Below are 15,546 nucleotides of genomic sequence, written 5' to 3'. Positions count from 1 at the left end.
AACCAGCCCGGCCATTCCGGGGTGTTTCCCTCGGCGCTGTACTGTTCACCTCCGTGACGACCCCCGCCTCCGCCGCCCAGGCTCTCCTCGATCGCACCGGCGCAGCACCCGCTCCGCGCACCCTGATCGACCTCCTCGCCGACGTCGCCGCGCGGCATCCGGAAGCGTCCGCCATCGACGACGGCTCGGGCGCCCTCAGCTACCGCGAGCTGCTGGCGCGGGTGTGGCGGACGGCGGCGGCCCTGCACGAGGCCGGCGTCCGTCGCGGCGACCGGGTCGGCGTGCGCATGCCCTCGGGCTCGAAGGAGCTGTACGTCTCGATCCTCGCGGTGATGGCGGCCGGTGCCGCCTACGTGCCCGTGGATGCCGACGATCCCGACGACCGTGCCCGCCTCGTGTTCGGCGAGGCGGGCGTTCGCGGCATCGTCGCGGGGGAGGGGGAGTTCGTCGCGCAGGATGCCGACCTCGTGCGGCTCTACGACGGCGACGCTCCGCACCCCAGCACCAACGCGGTGCCCATCGTGGCCCCGCCCACCGTCGACGACGACGCGTGGATCATCTTCACCTCCGGCTCCACCGGCGTTCCGAAGGGCGTCGCGGTCTCGCACCGTTCGGCCACGGCGTTCGTGGAGGCCGAGGCGCGCATCTTCCTGCAGCAGGAGCCGCTCGGCCCCGGCGACCGCGTGCTCGCGGGCCTCTCGGTGGCGTTCGACGCCTCGTGCGAGGAGATGTGGTTGGCGTGGGGGCACGGGGCGTGTCTCGTGCCGGCGCCGCGGTCGCTCGTCCGCTCCGGCGAGGATCTCGCACCCTGGCTGCTGCGCCAGGGCATCACGGTGGTGTCGACCGTGCCGACGCTGGCGGCGATGTGGCCGGCCGACTCCATCGAGAACGTGCGGCTGCTCATCTTCGGCGGTGAGGCGTGCCCGCCCGAGCTCGCCGCGCGGCTCGTCGCCGAGGGGCGCGAGGTGTGGAACACGTACGGCCCCACCGAAGCGACGGTCGTGGCCTGCGCCGCCCCGCTCGACGGCTCCCTGCCCGTGCGCATTGGCCTGCCGCTCGACGGGTGGGCGCTCGCCGTCGTGGATGCCGAGGGACTCCCCGTCGACGAGGGGCAGGTGGGCGAGCTGATCATCGGCGGCGTCGGCCTCGCGCGGTACCTGGACCCGGCGAAGGACGCCGACAAGTACGCTCCCATGCCGACCCTCGGCTGGGACCGCGCCTACCGCTCCGGCGACCTCGTGCGCTTCGAGTCCGAGGGACTCGTGTTCCAGGGGCGCGCCGACGATCAGGTCAAGGTCGGCGGTCGGCGTATCGAGCTCGGCGAGGTCGAGTCGGCGTTGCAGGATCTCGCGGGAGTCAGCGCGGCCACCGTCGCCGTCCGCACGACCGAGGCCGGTGTGCCGGTGCTCGTGGGCTACCTCGTCATGGACGAGGGCGTGGAGCTCGACCGCGGGGCCGCCCGCGCGGCGCTCGCCGAGCGGCTTCCCGCGGCGACCATCCCCCTCCTCGGCGTGGTCGACGACCTGCCCGTCCGCACCTCGGGCAAGGTCGACCGCGCAGCGCTCCCGTGGCCGCTGCCGGGCGTCGACGCCCCCACCGCCACCGACTTCTCCGCCGATGAGAGCTGGCTCGCCGAGCAGTGGCAGGCGGTGCTCGGTCTTCCCGTGACCGAGCGCAAGACGGACTTCTTCGATCTCGGCGGCGGTTCGCTCGCCGCCGCACAGCTCGTCTCGCGCATCCGCACCCGGGTGCCGGAGTTCTCGGTGGCCGACATCTACGACGTGCCGCGTCTGGGTGCGATGGCCAAGGCACTCGGTCCGCAGCTCGCCGACGAGGCGCCCGCGGAGTTCCACCGCGCGGCGCCCACACCGCGCTCGACGCAGTGGGCGCAGACGCTCCTCGGAGCACCCCTGTTCATCCTCTCGGGGGTGCGCTGGCTGCTCTACCTGCTGACCGCCTCCGCGATCCTGCGGCTCGTCCCGGGCTTCGACGTGCTGCCGAGCGTGCCCTGGCCCGTGCTGGTCGTCGGCCTGCTGGTGTTCGCGACCCCGTTCGGGCGCATGGCGATCGCCGTGGCGTCCGCTCGTCTCCTGCTGGCGGACGTGCGACCGGGCGACTATCCGCGCGGCGGGTGGGTGCACATCCGGCTCTGGCTGGCCGAGCAGATCGCCGATCAGGTGGATGCCGTGGGCCTCGCCGGAGCCCCCTGGGTGTCGTACTACGCGCGGGCGCTGGGCGCACGCATCGGCCGGAACGTCGACCTGCACGCCCTGCCGCCCGTCACGGGCATGCTCGAGGTCGGCGACGGTGCGTCGATCGAGCCGGAGGTCGATCTGACGGGGTACTGGATCGACGGCGACCTCGTACGCATCGGGCAGGTGCGGATCGGGGCGGATGCCACGGTGGGTGCGCGTTCGACCCTCGCCCCCGGTACGCGCATCGGCCGTCGCGCCGAGATCGCCCCCGGCTCGGCGGTGTTCGGGCGCGTCAAGGCCGATCAGTCGTGGGCGGGGTCGCCCGCCGTCCGCGTGGGCGGCACGGCGAAGGGGTGGCCGAGCGAGCGTCCGCCGGCCCCGACGCGCTGGTTGTGGGCCTACGCCGTCTCGGCGGTCGTCCTCGCCCTGCTGCCGCTCGCCGCCTTCACCGTGGGGGGACTCGTCATCGCGTCCGGCATGCGCGGGTCAGGCGGCCTCGGCCAGGCGACCGCCGCGGCGTTCGCGTGGCTCGTGCCCGCCGTCGCCCTCACGGGCCTCGTCTTCGCGGCATCCGTCGTCCTCCTCGTCCGTCTGCTCTCGATCGGTCTGACCGAGGGCACCCACCCGGTGCGCAGCCGGGTGGCCTGGCAGGCGTGGACCATCGAGCGACTCCTGGATGCCGCCCGCACGATCCTCTTCCCGCTCTACTCGTCGCTGTTCACCCCCGTCTGGCTGCGGATGCTGGGCGCGCGCGTCGGCCGCGACGTCGAGGCATCCACCGTCCTGCTCATCCCCTCGATGGCGCGGATCGAGGACGGGGCGTTCCTCGCCGACGACACGATGGTCGCCTCCTACGAGTTGCGGGCCGGCTGGCTCCGCCTCGGACAGGTGCGCATCGGCAAGCGCGCGTTCCTCGGCAACTCCGGCATGGCCGCCCCCGGGCACCGCGTCCCGCGCGACGGGCTGGTCGCGGTGCTGTCGGCCGCTCCGCCGAAGGCGAAGGCCGGATCGTCGTGGCTCGGGTCGCCGGCGGTGCGCCTGCGACGACAGTCGGCCGGGGGCGACGATTCCCGCACGTACAACCCGGGACCGGGTCTGCGCCTGGCCCGCACCCTCTGGGAACTCTGCCGCTTCGTGCCGGTCGTGGTGACCTGCGGCATCGGCCTGGGCGTACTGTTCACCCTCGCGGTGCTGTGGGAGAGCGCGGGACCGCTCTGGACGCTGCTGCTGTCGGGCGTCGTCATGCTGGCCGCCGGAGCGGTCGCCGCCGGGGTGTCGACCGCCGCGAAGTGGGCGATCGTCGGCGTCATCCGCGCGGGGGAGCAGCCGCTGTGGTCGAGCTTCGTGTGGCGCACCGAGGTGTCGGACACGTTCACCGAGATGGTCGCGGCGCCCTGGTTCGCCCGCGCGGCGTCGGGGACGCCGGCGCTCGCCGTGTGGCTGCGGACCCTCGGCGCGAAGATCGGACGGGGCGTGTGGTGCGACAGCTACTGGCTGCCCGAACCCGACCTGGTCACGTTGGGCGACGCGTCAACCGTCAACCGCGGATGCGTCGTCCAGACGCATCTGTTCCATGATCGAATCATGAGCATGGACACCGTCGAGCTGGAGCCCGGGGCGACCCTGGGTCCCCACAGCGTGGTGCTGCCGGCATCCACACTCGGGGCGCACGCGACCGTAGGACCCGCCTCGCTCGTCATGCGCGGCGAGACCGTTCCGGTCGGCTCGCGCTGGAGCGGCAACCCCATCGGACCCTGGCGTGCGGTGAAGGTGCGCGCCTACCAGTCGACGACGTGAGCACGACCGACCCCTACGCCCCGCAGAGCGGTGACGCGTCGTACGACGTGCGGTCCTACGACCTCGCGCTGGGCTATCGCGTGCGCACCAACCGACTCGAGGGGACGGCGACGATCGTGGCCGTCGCCCGTGCGCCGCTGACCTCGTTCGCGCTCGATCTCGTGGGGCTGCGCACCTCGCGCGTGCGCGTCGACGGCGCGGTGGCCCGCTTCGCCGCCGGTCCGCGCGTGCTGCGCGTGACGACCCCGCAGCCGCTCGCCGCGGGCGCCGTGTTCGAGATCGAGGTGGTGTACGCCGGTGCTCCGGGTCCGCGGCGCTCGCGCTGGGGCGCGGTCGGGTGGGAGGAGCTGACCGACGGCGCGCTCGTCGCGGGCCAGCCGATCGGTGCGCCGACGTGGTTCCCGTGCAACGACCGTCCCGACGACCGCGCGCGCATGCGCATGGAGATCACCGTCGACGACGGCTACACGGTGGCGGCGACGGGGGTCGCGGGTCCCACGACCCGCCGTGGGGGTCGCGTCACGTCGATCTTCACCTCCGACGTGCCCACGGCGACCTATCTCGCAGCCGTCCACGTGGGCCGCTACCGCACGCGACCGCTCGCCGGTGGGGGAGTGGGCGCCCTTCCGCCGATCAGTGTCACCGCGCCCCCGTCACTGGGCGCGGCCGTCGACCGGGCGTTCGCGGCGGTGCCCGAGATGCTGCGCGTCTTCGACCGGCTCTTCGGCCCGTATCCGCAGGACGCCTGCTCGCTGGTCGTCACGGCCGACGAGCTCGAGATCCCGCTCGAGGCACAGGGTCTCGCCGTCTTCGGCATGAATCACCTCGTCCCCGCCGCTCAGCGTCTGGTGGCGCATGAACTGGCGCACCAGTGGTTCGGCAACAGCGTCGGCATCGCGCGCTGGCGCGACATCTGGCTCAACGAGGGTTTCGCGTGCTACGCGGAATGGCTGTGGTCGGATGCCTCGGGCGGAACCCCCGTCGAGACCTGCGTCGCCGAGCACTACGCGCGCCTCGCCGCAAAGCCGCGCGACCTGCTGCTGGCCGACCCCGGCCCGGACGACATGTTCGACGACCGCGTCTACAAACGCGGCGCACTGACCCTGCACGCCCTGCGCCGTACGGTCGGCGACCAGGCGTTCTTCGACCTCGTGCGGGGGTGGACGTCGCAGCACCGTCATGCCCTCGTCACGACCGAGGATTTCCGCGCCGCGGTCGAGCGCGCGGGCGGACCCGAGGCCGTCGCGGTGCTGTCGCGCTGGATCGACGACGAGGCCCTGCCGCCGCTGCCCTGAGGGCCTGTGAGGTCATGTGCTCCAGCCGCGCACGCGGTGGACCATGAACGACTTCGGATGTGGTCCGGTCACGTCGACGGGCGCGCCCACTTCGACCCCTGCGGGAGCGCCACGAGATCAGCCGACCGCGACGGCCACCACGACACCCGCGGGACCGTCGAGGTCCCACCCTCGCCACTCCGCGGCGGCATCCCGGGAGTCCGGGGACTCGACGACCCTCGCCCGCCACCCGTCCGCGCTCTCGTGGACGGCGACCCGCGCCGGGTCGACGGCCAGTCCGCGCCCGTCCGCCTTCAACACCGCCTCCACACGCGCCCAGGCCCGCGCATCCGCGGCACCGGGCAGCACACTGTCGAGTCCCGCGGCATCCGCCGGCACCGCATCGATGCCGATGCGCCCGGGTGCGTCGGTCACGGCGACGACGGCCCACCCGGGGACGTATGACACCGACACCGCGGTATCCACGCCTTCCACGCTGATTCGCCCGTGGTCACCTCCGCACAATGCGCACCGCGAGACGAACCGGGCGGCCGGGAGCAGCTCCGCGAGGAGTGCGCGGGAGCTCTCCCGCCGCGGCGCGTCGAGGGGAACCTCCCGCCATGCGACGCGGATGCACGGCGGCAGGGTCACGCTCGCGGTTCGTGCGTCTCGATCGCCACGATGCCCGCGCCCGGATGCTCGACCGGAACGTGGGCGACCGAGAACGCACCCGGCTCGAGGGTGGACGCGCTGCCGAGGTAGGAGCCGCTCATCGTCCCTGTCGCGAGGGCGAGCTCGTTCAGAAGGGCCGGCAGCACGGGACCGTGACTCGTCAGGACCACGGGTTTGCGCGCGCGCACCCGCTGGCCGATGACGGAGCGGGCATCGGCGCGGCCCTGCTCCCAGGCATCCTGGCTGATGTCGGTCGTCAGCTGCACCCGTTGACCGATTGCCTGGGCGATCGGGGTGGCGGTGCGCACGCAGCGTTCGGCGGGGCTCGACAGCACCCGACGCACTCCGAACGCCAGCAGGGGTCCGACGATGGCCTCGGCCTGTTTGCGCCCGCGCGCGTTGAGCGGGCGATCCGTGTCGTCGCCGTCCCACTCGTCGCGTGAGCGCGCCTTGCCGTGGCGCAGCACGACGATCGGGAACGTCGGCAGCGCCTGTTCGTCGACGATGCGGGCGAATTCGTCGAGGATCTCGATGTCGACGGGGTAGCTCAGGTGCTTTCGCGCCTTCTTCATGCTCATCCACTCGATCGCCGCGACCTCTTTGTTGGGCACGAACGACGACGTGCGCACCGCCGCGTCAGTGGCCTCGGCCGCCCAATAGTGCACGATCTTCGTACGCGAGTTGGGCATGCGGTAGCGGGAGACGCCCACCGGGACCCCGAGTGCCACCCGGATGCCGGTCTCTTCGCGGATCTCGCGGACCGCCGTCTCGGCGAGCGTCTCGCCGGGATCGACCTTGCCCTTGGGCAGGGTGAGATCGCGGTACTTGGTGCGGTGGATGAGCAGGATGCGCAGCTTGCCCTCGACGCGGCGCCACACGACGCCGCCGGCTGCGTAGACGGCGGTTTCCGTCATCGGGCCGTCCGGGTGCGGCGCTTTCGCTGGACGCGCGACATCGTGTGCTCCTGCAGGTCGATGAGGGCGGTGCCGTCGGCGGCGACGCTGTGACGCGTCCACTCGCCCTCCGACCCGAGGTGCCAGGAGCTCGTGCCGTCGTCCATCGCGAGGTCGAACAGCGCGGTGAGCTCGCTCAGCTGGATCTCGTCGACGACCCGCACGAGCGCTTCGACGCGGCGATCGAGGTTGCGGTGCATCATGTCGGCGCTGCCGATGTAGATCTGCCGGTCGCCGTCGTTCTCGAACGAGAAGATGCGCGAGTGCTCGAGGTAGCGGCCGAGGATCGAGCGCACCGTGATGGTCTCGCTCATGCCGGGCACTCCGGGCTTGATCGAGCAGATGCCACGCACCCACACCTCGACCGGGACTCCGGCCTGGCTGGCGCGGTACAACGCGTCGATGATCTCCTCATCGACCATCGAGTTGACCTTGATGCGCACGCCCGACGGCTTCCCCTCGAGGGCGTTGCGGCGCTCCTTGTCGATGTGGCGCAGCAGCCCCTTGCGCAGGTGCAGCGGCGCGACCAGCAGGCGCTTGAACTTCTTCTCGATGGCGTAGCCGCTGAGCTCGTTGAACAGGCGGGTGAGGTCGCGACCCACCTGATCGTCGACGGTGAAGAGCCCGAAGTCCTCGTAGATGCGGCTCGTCTTGGGGTTGTAGTTGCCCGTGCCGACGTGGCTGTAGTGACGCAGTCGCCCCTCTTCTTCGCGGATGACGAGGGCGAGCTTGCAGTGCGTCTTCAGCCCCACGAGGCCGTAGACGACGTGGACGCCGGCCTTCTCGAGCTTGCGGGCCCAGACGATGTTGTTCGCCTCGTCGAATCGCGCCTTGACCTCGACGAGCGCCAGAACCTGCTTGCCCGCCTCTGCGGCGTCGATGAGGGCCTGCACGATGGGGCTGTCGCCCGACGTGCGGTAGAGGGTCTGTTTGATGGCGAGCACGTGCGGGTCGCGCGCGGCCTGCTCGAGGAACGCCTGCACGCTGGTCGCGAACGACTCGTACGGGTGGTGCACGAGCACGTCCGCCTTGCGGATCGCGCCGAACAGGTCGGCGCGGCCGTTCTGCTCCGCCGGCGCGAAGGGCAACGCGGTCCGGGGCACGTGCGGGGGGTAGCGCAGGTCGGGGCGGTCGATGCGCGAGAGGTCGAAGAGTCCCCGCAGGTCGAGTGCTCCGGGCAGCCGGTACACCTCCTGCTCGGTGATGTCGAGCTCGCTCAGCAGCAGCGAACGGGTGACGTCATCCATGTCCTCGGTGATCTCGAGGCGGATGGGAGGACCGAAGCGGCGTCGCAGCAGTTCGGCCTCGAGTGCCTGGATGAGGTTCTCGGTCTCGTCTTCTTCGATCGTCATGTCTTCGTTGCGCGTGAGGCGGAAGGCGTGGTGATCGAGCACCTCCATCCCGGGGAAGAGATCTTCGAGGTGGTTGGAGATCAGCTCTTCGAGGGGCAGGTACCGCACGCCCGAGCCCTCGCCCCAGATCTCGACGAAGCGCGGCAGCATCGGCGGCACCTTGAGGCGCGCGAACTCCTGGCGACCGGTGCGGGCGTTGCGGATGCGGATGGCGAGGTTGAGCGAGAGCCCCGAGATGTAGGGGAAGGGGTGGGCCGGATCGACGGCGAGCGGCATCAACACCGGGAAGACGTTGCGCTGGAAGTACTCCGTCAGCCGAGCCGCTGTCTCTTCGTCGAGCGAATCCCACGACACGACCTCGATGCCGGCCTCGGCGAGAGCGGGCCGCACCTTCTCGGTCCACGCCGCCGCGTGACGCAGCTGCAGGCGGTGGGCCTCGGCCGAGATGTCGGCGAGCACGTCGAGAGGTGCGCGACCGACGTTGGTGGGCACAGCGAGACCGGTGACGATGCGGCGCTTGAGCCCCGCAACGCGAACCATGAAGAACTCGTCGAGGTTGCTGGCGAAGATGGCGAGGAAGTTCGCGCGCTCGAGCACCGGGACGGCGGGGTCCTCCGCCAGCTCGAGGACGCGCTGGTTGAACGCCAACCAGCTCACCTCGCGGTCGAGGTACCGGTGATCGGGCAACTGGTCGTCTTCGGCTTCGACGGCCTCGTCGAAGTCGTCGTCGTCGGCGTCGCCCAGCCCGGTGTCCAGCACGTCGTGTTCCATCATTCCCACATCATTGCAGGGGTCGGTGACACGGGAGTGAACGGGCGGTACGCGCCGGGTCAGACGGGGGCGGATGCCGCGACGGGAGCGTCGTCCTCGTACACGTTGAAGCGGTAGCCGACGTTGCGCACGGTGCCGATGAGCTGCTCGAGATCGCCGAGCTTCGCGCGCAGACGTCGCACGTGCACGTCGACGGTGCGGGTGCCGCCGAAATAGTCGTAGCCCCACACCTCGCTCAGCAGCTGCTCGCGCGTGAAGACCCGCGAGGGATGCGTGGCGAAGAAGTGCAGGAGCTGGAATTCCTTGTAGGTGAGGTCGAGCGGCTTGCCGTGGACCTTCGCCGAGTACGAGGACTCGTCGATGGTGATGCCCGAGGTCTGGATGCGCGTCGACACCTGATCGGCCGTCTGCCGTCCCATGGCCAGGCGGATACGGGCGTCGATCTCGGCGGGACCCGCACCCACGAGCACGACGTCGTCGATGCCCCAGTCGGTGGAGACCGCCGTGAGACCCCCCTCGGTGATGATGAGCACCAACGGCGCCTCGATGCCGGTGGTCGACATGATCTTGCACAGCGACTTCGCGCCGACGAGGTCGAATCGCGCGTCGACGAAGATGACGTCGGCGCTGGGGGCGTTGACCAGTTGTGCGGCCTCGGCCGGGATCTGCCGCACGCGGTGGCTCAGCAATTCGAGCGCGGGCAGGGCAGCGCCGCCGCCCGGGGCGGAGCTGAGTACCAGAAGCTGTGCCAAGAGGACCTCCCGTGCGGCGTGTCGCGCACCCGATCATCTTAGGGCGACGACGCCGCGGCCTCATCACCGGCGCTGCGCGTGCGCGCGGCGGGGGTCCTGAGTGATGATGGGGGCATGTCGACTCCCGACCTCGCCCCGCGCCGCACCTATGCCGGTGTCGTCGCGGTCTGGGTGCTGGCGGTGGTCGCGGGCGTGCTCATCGGCATCTTCGCCCCCGAGCAGTGGCGCGCGCAGTGGATCGCGGTGGCCCTCGGCGGGTGCGTGATCGTGTCGTTCGCCGTGCAGCTCTGGTACGGCCGGTCGCAGGCGTTCATCCAGCGGATGGCGTTGAGCTCGCTGGGCGCGCTCGTCGTGCTCGGAGTGATCACGATCGGTTTCGGTCTGGCATCCCTGGTCTCGGGCTAGAGTTGGGGCATGGACCTCCTCGCGCTCGAACTGTTCTTCGTGGGACTTCTCGGCCTCGCCTCGCTGGCGATCGCCTTCGTGTCCGGAACGGTCATCTGGAACCTCTATCGCGGCCAGCGCTGAGCGCGCCGTGATCGAGATCCCGACCGACCTCCCGGCCGACCTCGTTCCCCTCTCGTGGCTCGTCGGCGTCTGGGAAGGCACCGGCGTCATCGCCTATGAGGCCGATGACCGTGCCTTCTCGGGGGAATTCGCGCACCGCGTGAGCTTCAGCCACGACGGCGGCGCCTTCCTGAACTACTCCGCCGATGCCTGGCTCCTCGACGGCGAAGAACGTCGCCCCCTGGTGTCCGAGATCGGCTACTGGCGCCTGGCGCGACCGGTCGGTGATGCCGATGCCGGCCCCGGGCTCCTTCCGGCCACGCAGCCGCCCGTGTCCCGCACGGCCGACGACGTCGAGGCCCTGCGAAACGCCGACGGCGGCTTCGACATCGAGGTGAGCCTGGCGCACGCCGACGGCATCCTGGAGCTCTACGTCGGTCAGGTGAAGGGTCCGCGCATCGATCTGGCGACGGATGCCGTCGTGCGCACCGCCGGAGCGAAGCCGTACGCCGCCGCGACGCGCCTGTACGGACTGGTCGACAACCACCTGCTGTGGGCGTGGGACATCGCCGCCCTGGGTCGCGAACTCGGTTCGCACGCCTCGGCGCGTCTCGCGCGGGCGGAGTGATCATGGTCTCCCTCATCGACGTCCCCGGCGCCGTGGTCGATGACCGCGGTCTGCGCCACGTGGGCTCGCCCGTCGCCGAGCAGCGACGACTGGCGTCCGGATCCGCGCTCGCACCCCTCGGGGACCGACGCGTGATCTCGGTCGGCGGAGAGGATCGCCGCAGCTGGCTCGACTCCCTCTCGTCGCAGGCCCTGACGCATCTGGCACCCGGAGTGTCCACCGAGCTGCTGATCCTCGATCCCCAGGGCCGTGTGGAGCACGCGGCCTCGGTGGTCGACGACGGCGAGACGACGTGGCTCCTCGTCGACGCGACCGACGCCGGGGCCCTCGCGACCTGGCTGACCCGCATGCGCTTCCGCCTCCGGGTCGAGGTGCGGGACCGCTCCGACGATCTCGTCGTCGTGGGCGGAACGCGCGCGGCCGTCGAGGCACTGCGCGCCGTCGCCCCCGTCTGGGTCGACCCCTGGCCGGCGGTCTCACCCGGCGGCTGGGCGTACGCCCGCGTCGAACCGCACCCCGGTGCCGAGCGCGACTGGGCCGAGGCGATCGTGGATGCCGAGGAGTTCGCCGGCGTGCTCGACGGCGCGGTCCGCGGCGAGATCGCGTTGGCGGGTCTGGATGCCGTCGACGCCCTGCGGGTCGCCGCGTGGCGTCCGCGCGTCGGGGTCGACGCCGACGAACGCCTGCTCCCGCACGAGATGGACTGGTTGCGCACCGCGGTGCACCTGTCGAAAGGGTGCTACCGCGGCCAGGAGACGGTGGCCAAGGTCCATAACCTCGGGCACCCGCCCCGCCGGGTGGTGGCCCTGCAGCTCGACGGCAGCGACAACGTCCTGCCCGCCCGCGGCGACGCCGTGCGCGCGGGTGACACCGTGATCGGCGCGATCACCTCCGTCGCCGTGCACCACGAGGAGGGGCCGATCGCCCTCGCCCTCGTCAAGCGCACCGCACCCGAGGGCGTGCCGCTCGTCGTCGACACCGCAGACGGTCCGCTCGCCGCCGCGGCCGAGACGGTCGTCCCGGCCGACGCGGGGGCCACCGCGTCGATTCCGCGGATGCCCCGCCTCGGACGCCGCCGCGCGGCTGAATGACCGCCGACGACTCCTCGACGACCGTCGGGGTCGTCGTTCCCCGTTCACGTCTGCGCTCCACGCTCCGACGTCGCGTCGCGCGCGTGCGGGAGTCGCTCCCGGCGATCTCGCAGATCGTCGTCGCCGCCACCGCGGCGTACGCGTTCGCGCACTTCGTGCTCGGGCACCCGGTACCGCTGCTCGCGGCGACCGTGACGGTCTCGAGTCTGGGTCTCGTGCGCGATGCACGCCCGTGGCGCGTCGCCGAGACCGTCATGGGCATGCTGGTCGGCATCCTCATCGCCGAGATCGTGCTGGTCACCGCGGGCGCCGGCTGGTGGCAGATCGCCGTCGCCATGACGACGACGCTGCTGGTCGCGCGGTTCCTCTCGCCTCAGCCGGGTTTCGCCTTGGCGGCGGTGGTGCAGTCGCTGATCGCCCTTGTCGTGGTCACCGGCGCGCCGTTCCTGCGCCTGGTCGACGGCGCGATCGGCGGGGTCGCGGCGCTCATCGTCACGGCCCTGATCCCGCGGACGCTGCGGCGCACCGAATTGCGCGACGCCGACGAGCTGTTCGACGCACTCGAGGTCGCGATGGCGACGATCGTGCGGGCGCTGCGCCGGGGCGACCGCGTCCGGGCCGAGCGCGGCCTCGAGCGTGCCCGGTCGCTGCAGACGTATGTCGACGCGTGGACCGGGTCGCTGGAGTCGGGACGCGAGGTGGCGCGCATCTCGCCGTTCCTCCGACGCCAGCGCACCGAGCTGCAGCGCCATGAGCGGGTGCGGCAGTCCCTCGACCTGGCCACGCGCAACCTGCGTGTCGTGGCCCGCCGCGCGGCCTACCTGTGCGCGGACGGTGAGACGCGACCGATACCGGCGGACCTGCTGGCGGAGCTCGCGAGTGGCGCGTCGCTGGTGCGCGACAGCCTCGACGACATCTCGCTCGAGCCGGCCGCGCGCTCGGCGGTGGTCGGCGTCATCCGTCGCCTCGATCCGGCAGCGCTCCTCCCGGACGGCGGAGTGGGCGAACTCAATCTCGTCGCCGCCATGCGACCGCTCGCCGTCGATCTGCTGACCGCGGCCGGAATGCCCTCCGCCGAGGCACGCGAGTTGCTCCCTCGGATCTGAGGTGGCGCCCCGGCCCGACCGCCCCGCTCACCGCGGCGCGACGGCCTCCCACGCGACACCGACCTCGCCCAGCCGCCAGCGCTCGCGGCGCACGAGCGGCCAGCCGGCATCCTGCATCCCCGTCATCGCGGTGCGCCAACGGTGCGCGGCACCGAACGGCGCCACCGCCGCGGCGCGCGTCCACTCCCGGTCGAGGGATGCCAGGAACGCGTGCACCCTCTCGCCCTCGACATTGCGATGGATCAGGGCTTTGGGCAAGCGCTCGGCGGCGATGGCGGGGCTGTCGAGTCCGGCGAGTCGCAGCGAGATCGTCAGGCTCCGGGGCACGGCATCGGCCCCCACCTCCGCCCACGTGACGATGCGACCGATCTCGTCGCACGTGCCCTCGACCAGGATGCCGCCCGGCTGCAGGCGCGCGCACATGCGCGCCCAGGCGCCGACGACGTCCGGCTCGTCGTACTGCCGCAGCACGTTCATGGCGCGGATGATCGCGGGGCGTCGTCCGGGGGCCGTGGGCACCTCGAATCCGCCGCGGGCGAAGGACACCCCCGCGACTCCGGCGGCCTGCTCGCGCGCACGGGCCACGCGGTCGGCATCGATCTCGAGCCCGAGCACCGTGGCATCCGGCCGCTCACGGACGAGGCGGGCGTGCAGTTCGAGGGGCGTGACCGCGCTCGCGCCGAAGCCCAGGTCGACGACCAGCGGGTCGTCGCTGCGGCGCAGCGCCGGATGACGGGCGATCCAGCGATCGACGCGCCGCAGGCGGTTGACCCCGGTCGTGCCGCGGGTGGGACGGCCGACGGGGGAGGAGGTCACGTCCGACATGATGCCAGCCGCAGCTCCTGGTCGACGCCTCCGCGTCGATAGCATGGAGTCATGCCTCACACGCTGATCCTCCTCCGCCACGGGCAGAGCGAGTGGAACAAGACCAACCAGTTCACCGGCTGGGTCGACGTGCGACTCACCGACCAGGGCAAGGCCGAGGCGAAGCGCGGAGGCGAGCTGCTCGCCGAGTCCGGCGTGCTGCCCGACGTGCTGCACACCTCGGTGCTCAGCCGTGCCATCCAGACGGCGAACATCGCCCTCGACGCGGCCGACCGCCTCTGGATCCCCGTGAAGCGCTCGTGGCGCCTCAACGAGCGCCACTACGGCGCTCTGCAGGGCAAGGACAAGGCGCAGACCCTCGAGGAGTTCGGCAACGACCAGTTCATGCTGTGGCGTCGCTCGTTCGACGTGCCGCCGCCCGCCCTGCCCGCCGACGACCCGTACAGCCAGGTCGGCGACCCCCGCTACGACGGCATCGACGGCGAGGTGCCCGACACCGAGTCGCTGAAGATCGTCATCGACCGCATGCTGCCGTACTGGCACAGCGACATCGTGCCCGACCTCCAGGCCGGCAAGACGGTGCTCGTCACCGCGCACGGCAACTCGCTGCGCGGTCTGGTGAAGCACCTCGAGGGCATCAGCGACGCCGACATCGCCGAGTTGAACATCCCCACGGGCATCCCGCTCGTCTACCGGCTCAACGACGACCTCACCCCGGTCGGACCGGGGGAGTACCTCGATCCCGAGGCCGCCGCGGCCGGCGCCGCCGCCGTGGCCGCTCAGGGCAACAAGCACTGACACCGCATGACGAAGGGGGTGGATGCCGATCGGCATCCACCCCCTTCGTCGTGCGTGCTCAGATGGCCGGGGTGGGCTCGTAGGAAACGTCTTCGTCGGCACCGGCCCAGTCGCCGGTCGCGAGGTAGGTGACCTTCTTGGCGACGGAGACCGCGTGGTCGGCGAAACGCTCGTGGTAACGGCTCGCCAGGGTCGCATCGACCGTGGCGGTCGCCTCGCCCTTCCAGGAGTCACCCAGGACCTTCTCGAAGACGCTGAGGTGCAGTTCGTCGATGTCGTCGTCGGCGTCGCGGATCGCCTCGGCCACGCGCAGGTCCTGCGTGCGCAGCAGCTCGGCGAGCTTGCGCGCGACCTCGACGTCGAGCTCGCCCATGCGGGTGAACGTCGACTTGAGGCCCTTGGGGATCGCGCGCTCGGGGAAGCGCGACCGGGCGAGCTGGGCGATGTGCTCGGCCATGTCGCCCATGCGCTCGAGCGACGCGCTCACCCGCAGGGCGGTGACGACGATGCGCAGGTCACGCGCGACCGGCTGCTGGCGGGCGAGGATCTCGATGGCCAGCTCGTCGAGGGCGACGGCCTTCTCGTCGATGATCGCGTCTGCTTCGATGACTTCTTCGGCGAGGGCGACGTCACTCGTGCCGAACGCGCGCGTGGCACGGTCGATCGCGATGGTCACGAGGTCGGCGATCTCGACCAGGCGGTTCTGAACGTCCTCGAGGGACTGGTGGAATACTTCGCGCATGGCGGGTACCTTCCTCGTCGGCGGCACGGCACATAGGTGTCCCGCAACCCTCCGGGATTCTGTCCAGGGAAGGTTAACGAGTG

The 15,546-nt window shown here is 71.5% G+C and carries 13 protein-coding genes; 7 read left to right on the top strand and 6 right to left on the bottom strand.

Translation table 11 applies throughout. The annotated features are described in order from the left end of the window. Positions 1–53 precede the first annotated feature (53 nt). Together QRO03_RS02755 and QRO03_RS02750 are read left to right on the top strand one after the other, a co-directional pair. Positions 54–3,992: a Pls/PosA family non-ribosomal peptide synthetase gene (locus QRO03_RS02755; RefSeq protein WP_285135991.1), complete on the top strand. Its 3,939-nt coding sequence runs from the start codon at positions 54–56 to the stop codon at positions 3,990–3,992. Then, complete coding sequence (locus QRO03_RS02750; RefSeq protein ID WP_285135990.1) at positions 3,989–5,287, top strand: M1 family metallopeptidase; 1,299 nt, start codon at positions 3,989–3,991, stop codon at positions 5,285–5,287. The genes QRO03_RS02755 and QRO03_RS02750 overlap by 4 nt, the downstream gene beginning before the upstream one ends. A gap of 117 nt (positions 5,288–5,404) precedes the next feature. On the opposite strand, the gene QRO03_RS02745 is transcribed toward QRO03_RS02750, so the two are convergent. The 4 genes from QRO03_RS02745 to QRO03_RS02730 all read right to left on the bottom strand — a co-directional run bounded on the left by QRO03_RS02745 (position 5,405) and on the right by QRO03_RS02730 (position 9,766). Then, a complete protein-coding gene (locus QRO03_RS02745) occupies positions 5,405–5,752 on the bottom strand; it encodes a 4'-phosphopantetheinyl transferase family protein (protein ID WP_285135989.1) in 348 nt (115 codons plus the stop codon). 161 nt (positions 5,753–5,913) lie between these two features. Then, positions 5,914–6,852, bottom strand: a complete 939-nt coding sequence (locus QRO03_RS02740) for an NUDIX hydrolase (RefSeq protein ID WP_285135988.1) — start codon at positions 6,850–6,852, stop codon at positions 5,914–5,916. Further along, positions 6,849–9,017: an RNA degradosome polyphosphate kinase gene (locus QRO03_RS02735; RefSeq protein WP_285135987.1), complete on the bottom strand. Its 2,169-nt coding sequence runs from the start codon at positions 9,015–9,017 to the stop codon at positions 6,849–6,851. The genes QRO03_RS02740 and QRO03_RS02735 overlap by 4 nt, the downstream gene beginning before the upstream one ends. Positions 9,018–9,073: 56 nt before the next feature. Next, positions 9,074–9,766, bottom strand: a complete 693-nt coding sequence (locus QRO03_RS02730) for a response regulator transcription factor (protein ID WP_055956528.1) — start codon at positions 9,764–9,766, stop codon at positions 9,074–9,076. A 114-nt stretch (positions 9,767–9,880) separates the two neighbouring features. Here QRO03_RS02730 and QRO03_RS02725 point away from each other — a divergent pair, with 114 nt between their 5' ends. From QRO03_RS02725 to QRO03_RS02710, 4 genes are all read left to right on the top strand, one after another. Then, positions 9,881–10,171, top strand: coding sequence for a hypothetical protein (locus tag QRO03_RS02725; RefSeq protein WP_285135986.1), 291 nt, complete (start codon positions 9,881–9,883; stop codon positions 10,169–10,171). Positions 10,172–10,301: 130 nt separating this feature from the next. Then, complete coding sequence (locus QRO03_RS02720; protein ID WP_285135985.1) at positions 10,302–10,901, top strand: heme-binding beta-barrel domain-containing protein; 600 nt, start codon at positions 10,302–10,304, stop codon at positions 10,899–10,901. Between the two features lie 2 nt (positions 10,902–10,903). Continuing rightward, the gene (ygfZ, locus tag QRO03_RS02715; RefSeq protein WP_285135984.1) at positions 10,904–11,992 is read left to right on the top strand and encodes a CAF17-like 4Fe-4S cluster assembly/insertion protein YgfZ; all 1,089 of its coding nucleotides are present in this window, start codon (positions 10,904–10,906) and stop codon (positions 11,990–11,992) included. Beyond that, the gene (locus QRO03_RS02710) at positions 11,989–13,098 is read left to right on the top strand and encodes an FUSC family protein (RefSeq protein WP_285135983.1); all 1,110 of its coding nucleotides are present in this window, start codon (positions 11,989–11,991) and stop codon (positions 13,096–13,098) included. Before ygfZ ends, QRO03_RS02710 begins: the two co-directional genes overlap by 4 nt. Positions 13,099–13,125: 27 nt before the next feature. On the opposite strand, the gene QRO03_RS02705 is transcribed toward QRO03_RS02710, so the two are convergent. Further along, positions 13,126–13,923: a class I SAM-dependent methyltransferase gene (locus QRO03_RS02705; protein ID WP_285135982.1), complete on the bottom strand. Its 798-nt coding sequence runs from the start codon at positions 13,921–13,923 to the stop codon at positions 13,126–13,128. Between the two features lie 51 nt (positions 13,924–13,974). Here QRO03_RS02705 and QRO03_RS02700 point away from each other — a divergent pair, with 51 nt between their 5' ends. Continuing rightward, entirely contained in the window at positions 13,975–14,721 is a 747-nt protein-coding gene (locus QRO03_RS02700) for a phosphoglyceromutase (protein WP_285135981.1), read from the top strand. Between the two features lie 58 nt (positions 14,722–14,779). Here QRO03_RS02700 and phoU read toward each other — a convergent pair whose 3' ends face one another. Next, positions 14,780–15,463, bottom strand: coding sequence for a phosphate signaling complex protein PhoU (phoU, locus tag QRO03_RS02695; RefSeq protein WP_285135980.1), 684 nt, complete (start codon positions 15,461–15,463; stop codon positions 14,780–14,782). Between the last annotated feature and the right edge of the window lie 83 nt (positions 15,464–15,546).

Origin of the sequence: Microbacterium sp. lyk4-40-TSB-66, assembly GCF_030209475.1 — a bacterium.
In the GTDB taxonomy this organism is placed as follows: domain Bacteria; phylum Actinomycetota; class Actinomycetes; order Actinomycetales; family Microbacteriaceae; genus Microbacterium.
The sequence above is the reverse complement of the archived record's forward strand: the minus strand, read 5'-3'. Positions and strand labels throughout refer to the sequence as shown.